8 protein-coding genes and 1 pseudogene are annotated in these 8,540 nt (G+C 69.1%); 4 read left to right on the top strand and 5 right to left on the bottom strand.

Translation table 11 applies throughout. The features are described 5' to 3' along the window. Both AC2W7M_RS14425 and AC2W7M_RS14420 read right to left on the bottom strand, forming a co-directional pair. Positions 1 to 217, bottom strand: a pseudogene (locus AC2W7M_RS14425) (7-carboxy-7-deazaguanine synthase); the annotation flags it as partial. A 74-nt stretch (positions 218 to 291) separates the two neighbouring features. Continuing rightward, a complete protein-coding gene (locus tag AC2W7M_RS14420) occupies positions 292 to 1,338 on the bottom strand; it encodes an alpha/beta hydrolase (RefSeq protein ID WP_486132950.1) in 1,047 nt (348 codons plus the stop codon). Positions 1,339 to 1,780: 442 nt separating this feature from the next. Between AC2W7M_RS14420 and AC2W7M_RS14415 the strand changes: the two genes are divergently transcribed. Further along, on the top strand, positions 1,781 to 2,722 hold the full coding sequence (locus AC2W7M_RS14415) for a ring-cleaving dioxygenase (RefSeq protein WP_486132949.1): 942 nt from the start codon (positions 1,781 to 1,783) through the stop codon (positions 2,720 to 2,722). Between the two features lie 61 nt (positions 2,723 to 2,783). Here the strand turns inward: AC2W7M_RS14415 and AC2W7M_RS14410 are convergent, their stop codons facing one another. After that, positions 2,784 to 3,266 (bottom strand): carboxymuconolactone decarboxylase family protein, encoded by a 483-nt coding sequence (locus AC2W7M_RS14410; protein WP_486132948.1) that lies wholly within the window; start codon positions 3,264 to 3,266, stop codon positions 2,784 to 2,786. Between the two features lie 171 nt (positions 3,267 to 3,437). Between AC2W7M_RS14410 and AC2W7M_RS14405 the strand changes: the two genes are divergently transcribed. Then, on the top strand, positions 3,438 to 4,535 hold the full coding sequence (locus AC2W7M_RS14405) for a helix-turn-helix transcriptional regulator (protein WP_486132947.1): 1,098 nt from the start codon (positions 3,438 to 3,440) through the stop codon (positions 4,533 to 4,535). Positions 4,536 to 4,542: 7 nt separating this feature from the next. Here AC2W7M_RS14405 and AC2W7M_RS14400 read toward each other — a convergent pair whose 3' ends face one another. Then, the gene (locus AC2W7M_RS14400) at positions 4,543 to 5,670 is read right to left on the bottom strand and encodes an aminomethyl transferase family protein (protein WP_486132946.1); all 1,128 of its coding nucleotides are present in this window, start codon (positions 5,668 to 5,670) and stop codon (positions 4,543 to 4,545) included. A 342-nt stretch (positions 5,671 to 6,012) separates the two neighbouring features. Here AC2W7M_RS14400 and AC2W7M_RS14395 point away from each other — a divergent pair, with 342 nt between their 5' ends. Together AC2W7M_RS14395 and AC2W7M_RS14390 are read left to right on the top strand one after the other, a co-directional pair. Continuing rightward, positions 6,013 to 7,416: an acyl-CoA dehydrogenase family protein gene (locus tag AC2W7M_RS14395; protein WP_486132945.1), complete on the top strand. Its 1,404-nt coding sequence runs from the start codon at positions 6,013 to 6,015 to the stop codon at positions 7,414 to 7,416. Between the two features lie 381 nt (positions 7,417 to 7,797). Beyond that, positions 7,798 to 8,307 carry a flavin reductase family protein gene (locus AC2W7M_RS14390; protein ID WP_486132944.1) on the top strand — a complete coding sequence of 170 codons (510 nt, stop codon included), beginning with the start codon at positions 7,798 to 7,800 and terminating at the stop codon, positions 8,305 to 8,307. 16 nt (positions 8,308 to 8,323) lie between these two features. On the opposite strand, the gene AC2W7M_RS14385 is transcribed toward AC2W7M_RS14390, so the two are convergent. Further along, the coding region (locus AC2W7M_RS14385; protein ID WP_486132943.1) for a hypothetical protein at positions 8,324 to 8,540 on the bottom strand (217 nt) is incomplete at its 5' end.

Genomic DNA, 8,540 nt, shown 5'->3' with positions numbered 1-8,540 from the left:
CCGCGCCAGCTCGGCCGCGTCGGCAAAGCGTCCGCCGCCTTCGCCCTCCGTGCCGACCGAAGTCGGTGTCGCAGAAGCGGCACTGCGCCTCGGCGCGGTGCTCCTCGCGCCCGGACCACAGGTTGCAGCCCGCGAAGCGGCAGAACACGGCCGCGCGCCCGGCCTGGGCGCCCTCGCCCTGGAGCGTCTTGAACATCTCTTTCACGGAATAGGCCATGGGCCGACGGCTTTAGACCAGCTGTCGCCGCGAGAGAAGCCCGCGGCGCGCCGGTGCGTCTCTGGAGCGAGCGCCTATTGTGCCGCGGCCGGCGCCGGGGCTGGGGCGGGCTGGGCGCCGGGAATGGCGGAGACCCGGTCCAGGCCGACGATGTGCACGCCCTCCATCTGCACCGTGGAGGGCAGGGCGCCCGAGCCCGCCTGCTGCGCCAGCCGGCCGCGCAGTTCCGGCGCCATGGCGGCCAGCTGGGCGAACTTGCCGTGGTTGAAGCTGTCCAGCGCCTTCACGTCGGTCATGTCGATGACCACGGCGCCGAGGTCCACCAGCTCGGTGTCGTTGGTGTAGGCGCCGAGGCGGGTCTTGCCGCCGGCGATGAAGTCCGAGAAGCCCAGCGCCTTGTCGTCGCGCGAGACGATCACCACGAACGGCTTCGCCGGCTTGCCGAAGCGCTTCAGCTGGGACTTGAACACGTCCACGTCGATGTCGGGCGCGGCGAGGATCACCTGGCCGACGCGCTCCACCGGCAGCCCCTTGCCGGAGATGCGGATCTGGCGCAGCGCCTCCACCGTCACCCAATTGCCCATGGAGTGGGCGAGGAGCGAGACCTCTTCGGCATTGCTGGCGAAGGCGAGGCGCAGCGTCTCCTCCAGCGCGTCGCGCGCCGCGGTGGCGCTGTTGTTGTCGTAGACATAGGCCTCGGTGGTGGCGCGCGAGGCCCAGGTGAACAGCAACGGCACGCCCTCGCCGCCGGAATCCGCCGCCATCTGCGACAGCCGGTAGAGCGCCTCGGCATATTGCGTGTTGTAGCCGTGGATGAAGACGAAGACCTTCTTCTGCCCCTTCGGCCGCTTCGCCAGCTCGGCGTTCAGCTCGGCGAGGAATTGCTGCGGCGTGTCGCGATAGATGGCCTCGCGCACCACCATGTCGGTCTCGGGATTGCCGGGCTGCGCCTTCGGCCATTCGATCGCGCCCGGCTTGTGGGCCGGCGGCACGGACATCTGCACCGTGGCGAAGGAGAGCGGCGCGCGCTCGCCATTGTAGAAGGTTCCGGGCCGCGGGTCGCGGGCACGGGTGGAGGCGACCAGAATGGTCTGCGGCTTGGCGCCGGGGACGGCGGTCATGGCGATCGGGGTGAGGGCATCGGGGCCGGGCCGGTCGGCGCATCCGCCGAGCCCCAGGGCAAGCGCGAGCGCGACGACGACGCGCGGCGCCCAATGCCGCGGCCCGGCGTCCCATCCCCGCTTCCGCGCGCCGCGGCGCGACGTCCTCACACATGGTCACAGCCACTTGGGTTCCCCCTTGCCCTTGCCTATAGCAGAGCCTGAGGCGGGTTGCGCAATCGACGATTTCCAGCCGCAGCGGCGCGGAGGTTGAAAAAAGGGTTAACGCAAGGTTGTCAGGCGGCGGAGTTGATTGCGCCAACGCCGAAAATGATGCGGCAGATCATTAGTAGGATTGCGCCTGCGCAAATCCCGCTTGCGTTCCGCGCCCTCGCAACGCTGGGCGGCCCGGCCTATCTCGGGGGAGACAGACGCGGAGGCAGGCCTCCGCCCGGAGGACACCATGCAGCTCACAGGCATCCACCATCTCACCGCCGTGACCGCCCAGGCCGCCGCCAACCACCGCTTCTATACCGGCACGCTCGGCATGCGGCTGGTGAAGAAGACCGTGAACCAGGACGACACCTCGGCCTACCATCTGTTCTACGCGGACGGCCTCGCCAATCCCGGCACCGACCTCACCTTCTTCGACTGGCCGGTGGCGCGCGAGCGGCGCGGCACGCATTCCATCGTGCGCACCCATCTGCGGGTCGCGGACGATGCGGCGCTCGATTTCTGGGCCGGCCGTCTCGCCGATGCGGGCGTCGCCCATGGCGGCATCGAGACCCGCGACGGGCGCAACCAGATCCTGTTCGAGGATTTCGAGGGCCAGCGCCTCGGCCTCGTGGTGGACGGCGGCAAGGGTCCCGGCGTGCCGTGGGAGAAGAGCCCAGTCCCCGCGCCGCACCAGGTGCGCGGCCTCGGGCCGATCACCATGTCGGTGCCGGACCTGCGCTCCACCGGCGTCATCCTGAAGGAGGTCATGGGCCTCAAGCAGGTGCGCGAATATGCCAGCGAGGACGGGCGCGCGGTCCATGTGTTCGAGATGGGCGAGGGCGGCCCCGCCGCCGAGCTTCACGTGAAGGTGGAGCCGGGCCTGGAGCCGGCCGTCCAGGGCGCCGGCTCGGTGCACCATGTGGCGTTCCGCGTGCCCACCTTCGACCAGTATGACGACTGGGCGGCGCGGCTGAAGGAGCTGCGCATCCCGAACTCGGGCAAGGTGGACCGCTTCTACTTCCGCTCGCTCTATTTCCGCGAGCCCAACGGCGTCCTGTTCGAGCTTGCCACCGACGAGCCCGGCTTCACCGCCGACGAGCCGCTGGCGACGCTGGGCGAGAGCCTGTCGCTGCCGCCCTTCCTCGAAGGGCGCCGGGCGCAGATCGAGGCCAATCTCAAGCCGCTCTGAGGCGGTCCCGAAGACGAGGCCCGGCCGGTCCCCCGGCCGGGCCTTTGCGTGCCCGGGAGGTTCAAGCGCGGCGCGGCGCCAGAGGCGGGAAATGCAGGCCGCCGGCGATCCGGTTCCAGGCATTGATGGTGGCGACGGACACCATCAGGTGCATCGCCTCCGCCTCGGAGAATTCCGCCAGCAGCGCCGTGTGGGCGTCCGCCGTGACCGGCGCCGCGGCCATCAGCGTCACCCGTTCGGCGAAGGCGAGCGCAGCGCGCTCGCGGGCCGAGAACACCGGCGCGTCGCGCCAGGCGGCGACGAGGTCGAGCTTGTCCTGGGCGATCCCCAGCCGGCGCGCCACGTCGAGGTGGAAGGCGAGGCAGAAGGCGCAGCCATTGATCTGCGACACGCGCAGCTTGACGATCTCGATCAGGTCCTTCTCCAGCCCCGCATCCTCCACCGACTTGGTGAGGGCACGCAGCGCCGCCACCGCCGCCGGCGCGGTCTCCTGGAAGCGGGCATAGGAAAAAGGCGGGGTCTGCGTCTCGTTCGGCGTCGTCATACGGCTTGCGTCCCTTTTGGTGGGGTTCGTCGGCGCAGACATAGCACGGCTGCGGCCTTGCCCGCCCAAGGGGTTGCGGCGAATCTCGGTTGAAGCACGGTGTCCTGCGGTTGTACCTTTCGCTTCCGGTCCGCTTCCGGTGCGCGGCCGGCACGGGGTGGCAAGGCGGCGATGGCGGCATTCGACGATCTCGATGTCCTGGACGGTCTCTACGAGGCGGCGGTGCTGCCCGAATTGTGGCCCGAAGCCATCGCCCGGTGCGGCGCGCAGGTCGGCGGCATCGGCGCGGTGATGTTCATGGCCCGTGCCGGCCAGACGCACGGCTTCGCCTCGCCGAACCTGAAGGCCAAGTTCGACGAGTGGGTCGCCTCCGGCGCCATGGGCTACAATCCCCGCATCGAGCGGGCCATGGCGCGGCCGGACCTGCCGGTGGTGCGCGACCAGGATTTCTTCACGGCGGAGGAGATCGAGACGCTTCCCTATTTCCAGACCGTGCGCAGCTACGGCGTCGGCTGGTCTGTGGCGCTGAAGCAGCCGCTGCCGGACGATGCCTTCACCATCCTCAGCCTGGAGCGGCCCGGCACCGAGGCGGCGTTCGGCGACGATGCCGTGCGCTGGCTGCTCGGCATGAAGCCCCATGTGGCGCGGGCGGCGGTGGCCTCCACACGTCTCGCGCTGGAGCGGCTCGCGGCGACCCTCAATGCCTTCACCACGCTCGGCATTCCGGCGGCCACCGTGGCGCCGGGCGGGCGGATGATCGACGCCAATCCCGCCTTCGGCCGGTTCCTCGGCACGGTGTTCCTGGACCGCCGCGTCCGCCTCGGCCTCATCGAGCGCGGCGCGGACACGCTGCTCGGCGAGGCGCTGGGGCGCCTTCATCGCGATCTGTGGTCGAAGGCGGTGGGTTCGATCCCGGTGCGGGCGGGCGAGGAGCACGGCCCGCTCGTGGTCCATGTGGTGCCCATGCGCCGCAGCGCGCACGATGTCTTTGCCGGTGCCGGCGCGCTGCTGGTGGTGAGCGAACTGGGGGCGACGGCAACCCTCGACGCCGCGCTGATCCAGGCGCTGTTCGACCTGACGCCGGCCGAGGCGCGGGTGGCCCGCATGCTCGCCGACGGCGCGGAGGTCGGCGCGATCGCCGCGGCGCTGGGCCTGTCGGACAGCACCGTGCGGGGTCACCTCAAGGCGGTGTTCCGCAAGTGCGGGGTCCACCGCCAATCGGAACTGGTGGCGCTGCTGCGGCCGCCCGTTGCGCCGCCGGCGCGCTGATCCATGCTCAGCCGCGCTCCTCCAGCGGGTGGGTGCGCAGGCGCATGGGATCGTAGAACGGCGTGCGCACCACATTGGCCTCGAAGGTCGCGTCCCCGTCCGTGACGGTCAGCGCGGTGCCCAGCGCCGTCACGGTGGGGATGAGCGAGACCAGCGCCAGCGACTTCATGAGGTGGCGGCTGTAGGTGGTGGAATTCACCACGCCGACCTCCTCCCCGTCCTTGAAGATCTTCGCGCCGGGCGTGACCGCCTTGGGCGCCAGCACCTCGAGGCCGGCCTGATGGGTGCGCTCGGTGCCCTTGCGCTTCACCAGCGCCGCCTTGCCGCGGAAGTCCGGCTTGGACAGGTCCACCGACCAGTCCATCAGCACCTCGAAGGGCGTGGTGTCCGTGTGCGGCATGTCGAACGGGAAGAAGAGCAGCGCGCCTTCCACCCGCACGATGTCGAGGCAGTCCCACGAGACTGCCATGGCGCCGAAGGGCTTGCCGGCTTCCAGGATCTTGTCCCAGAGCGCCACCGCGTCCTGCGCCGCGCAGAACACCTCGTAGCCGCGCTCGGCCGAATAGCCGCCGCGCGCCAGCGAGACCGGCGTGCCGAACAGCGTGGTCTTGCCATGGCCGAAATAGGGGAGCGCCTTCAGGTCCATGGGCGTGTGGGGGCTGAGGATGTCGAGCGCCAGCGGCCCCTGGAGCGAGAGGATGTGCACGTCGTCGTCGCGCGCGAAGGCGACGTCGAAGTCCTTCGCCACCTCGGGCAGCGCCTCCTCCAGCGCGCCGCCGCCATGGGACAGGCGGAATGCGTTCGGCCCGTCCACATAGACCAGCACGTCGTCGATCAGCCCGCCCTCGTCGTCGACGATGGAGGAGATCATGGAGCGGCCGGCGGGAATCTTGGCGATGTCGGCGGTCAGAAGCCGGTTGAGGAAGGCGAGGGCGTCCGTGCCGGAGACAGTGATGATCTTCAGCGCCGAGACGTCGATGAGGCCGGCGCGATAGCGCACCGCCTCCGTCTCCAGATAGGGATCGGTGGCGTAATGCTGCGGGATGGCCATGTTGTTCCAGGACTCTTCGAGCCTCGAGCCCAGCTCCCGGTGACGCCCGTTGAGGATGGATTGCCTCCAGACGGTCTCGGTCATGCCTTCCCCCTGCGTGTCCCGCGATTGCCGGGCGCCGCGCGCCTGCGGTGCCGCTCCGGCCGCGCATCCTTGTCGGCGCGCTCTTCTGTGTCAATTACTTTTCCGGAGAAGAAATTTTTTGCGCTCTTTGCCCGATCCTTGCGCGGCACAATCCCGGCCAATCCACACCTGTGTCGCGGTACGCCCAATATTTCATCCGTGGTTGCCCAATTCTTCGACTTGAACGTTGCGGCTCCGGTGGCATCTTGTTTCTACGCCGTCAAAAAATTCACTCAGGAGAACAGGCGGCCACCTTCAACGGCCGGGTCAGGGACCCGCGGCAGAGGCAGCTGGAGCCAGGTGATGTCCGAAACCAAGATGTGGGGCGCGGAGCCGTTCTGGGGCCTCGGATTCGAGTGGGACCCCCAATGGCTGCTCTCGCCGGCCCAGAAGGCGCTGCAGGCGCAGCTCATCGCGCTGTGCGAATCCACCCTGCGCGCCAACGCCATCGAAAGCGACGCGGACTACATCTATCCGCGCAAGAATTTCGAGGCGCTGGCCTCGCTCGGCCTGCTCTCGCTCAACGTGCCCAAGGAACTGGGCGGCCTCGGCGAAAATCATGTGTGCGCCGCCATGGTGGTGGAGACCATCGCCCGCTACGGCTGCCCCTCCACCGCCATGTGCTACACCATGCATCTCGGCGCGGTGGCGGCGGCGCTCCTGCGCCACCACGACAACCCGCTGCTCACCGACATCCTGAAGCGGCTGGACGCCGACGTGCTGATCGGCACGCTCTCTTATTCCGACCCCGAGACCGGCTCGCACTTCTGGTACCCGATCTCGTCGAAGGCCGAAGCCCATGGCGACGGCTGGAAGGTGACCAAGAAGGCCTCCTGGACCACCTCCGGGGGCTTTGCCGACTGGTATATCGTGCAGACCACCAGCCCCGGCTTCTCCGGCGACTATTCCGACCTCTCCTGCTTCCTCGTCACCAAGGACGCGGTGAAGGCCAACCCCTCCGAGTGGGACGGCCTCGGCCTCAGGGGTAACCAGTCCGGACCCATCGTGGTGGAGAACGCCATCCTGGCGAAGGAGGCCATGGTCGGCCCGATCGGCGACGGTGCGAAGTCCAATGACGAGGTGGTGGACCCGTTCTTCCTCACCTGTTCGTCCGCCTGCTGGAACGGCATTTCGCTCGCGGTCATCGACATCGCCAAGCGCCACACCACCCGCAAGACCCACAATGACGTGGGCATGCGCGTCGCCGACTATCCCACCATCCAGGACTATGTGGGCGAGGCGATCATGGACACGAACGCCTGCCGCGCCTTCGACTTCCAGATGGCGCAGGCGCTCGACGCCGTGACCAACAATTGCGACTGGTCGATCCACAAGGACCTCGACGCGCTGCCGCGCGCCAGCCTGCTGCACTGGCTGTGGCAGGTGAAGTTCGAGGCGGCCAAGAACGTCGCCCACGTGGTGGACAAGATGCTCCACGCCACCGGCGGCACCGGCTTCCGTCCGGCGCTGCAGATCGAGCGCTATCTGCGCGACGGCAAGGCCGGCTGGGTGATGGGGCCCACCAACGAGGTGCTGCGCCAGTTCGTCGGCAAGGCCTCGCTGCTCGGCTTCGAGGTGCTGGACTATTGGAACAAGTCCATCAACCACCGGGTGCTCAACAACGAGATCAAGAAGATGGACGACGCGGAAAAGCGCGCCTTCGCCGAGAAGCTGCTGGCGGAGATTGAGCCGGCCAAGGTGGCGTGAGGGGCGGCTGCGGCGGCGGCAAAGTGGAAGCGGCGGCGCGGTTCCCCTCTCCCCTTGTGGGAGAGGGTGCCGAGCGGAGCGAGGCGGGTGAGGGGTCCGCGCGCGCGGGGTGTCCCCTCTCCCGCAGGGCCATGACACCCCTCACCCTGCCCTCTCCCACACGGCGAGAGGGGCAAAAGGGCGAGGTGTGGACCAAAAACAGCCGTCCTGCTCCGGCTTGACCGGAGCATCCGTTCGCGGCGGCTTGGGATGGGCGGGCCATGGGCCCGCCGGTCGAGCCGGAGGGCGACGGCGGGATGGTGGGCGCGGCGCGGGTCATGCAGGCGGAGCGAAATTGTCTTACAATAGCGGCGTGGATCCATATTCGAGAGAGCCATTGCCATGACCGCCATTGATCTCGACGCCCGTTTCGATCCGCGCGAACTGCGCAACGCTTTGGGCCGCTTCGCCACCGGCATCGCCGTGGTGGCGGCCCATGACGAGGAAGGCCCCATGGGGGTGACGGTGAACTCGTTCTCCTCCGTCTCCCTGGACCCGCCGCTGATCCTGTTCTCCATGGCGCGCGGCCTGCTCTCGCTGCCGCGCTTCGAGAAGGTGGAGGCCTATGCGGTGAACATCCTGCTGGAGGGCCAGGAGGCGATCTCCAACAGCTTCTCGCGCCCCGGTGCCGACAAGTTCGCCGGCATCGACTGGGTCAAGGGCGTCACCGGCGCTCCCAAGCTCAGGCCCACGCTCGCCACCTTCGAGTGCGTGCCCTACGCGCATTATGACGGCGGCGACCACGTCATCTTCGTCGGCCGCGTGGTGCATCTCCACGTGGAGGACGAGGGCAGCCCGCTGCTCTATTTCCGCGGCAGCTACCGGCTGCTCGCCACGGTCGAGAAAGGCTAGCGCATGGACGCCGTCGTCACGCCCGCTCCCGCCCTCCCGCCCGGCGCCCTGCGCCGCCACACGGTGCGGGCGGGGGTGCGCGGCCTTCGCGCTCAAGGCGGGCGACGGCGTCACCATCACCGATCCCGAAGGGCTCCAGAGCGCCCTCCTCTTCGCGCTCGACGGCGCGGGCGACGCCGCTGCGCGGCTCGGCCTTGCCGCCGCCGGGGCGGTGGCGGCGACCGCGCGTGCCG

The organism is Xanthobacter sp. BG11Y11_SDJG (assembly GCF_057364445.1).
The sequence above is the reverse complement of the archived record's forward strand: the minus strand, read 5'-3'. Positions and strand labels throughout refer to the sequence as shown.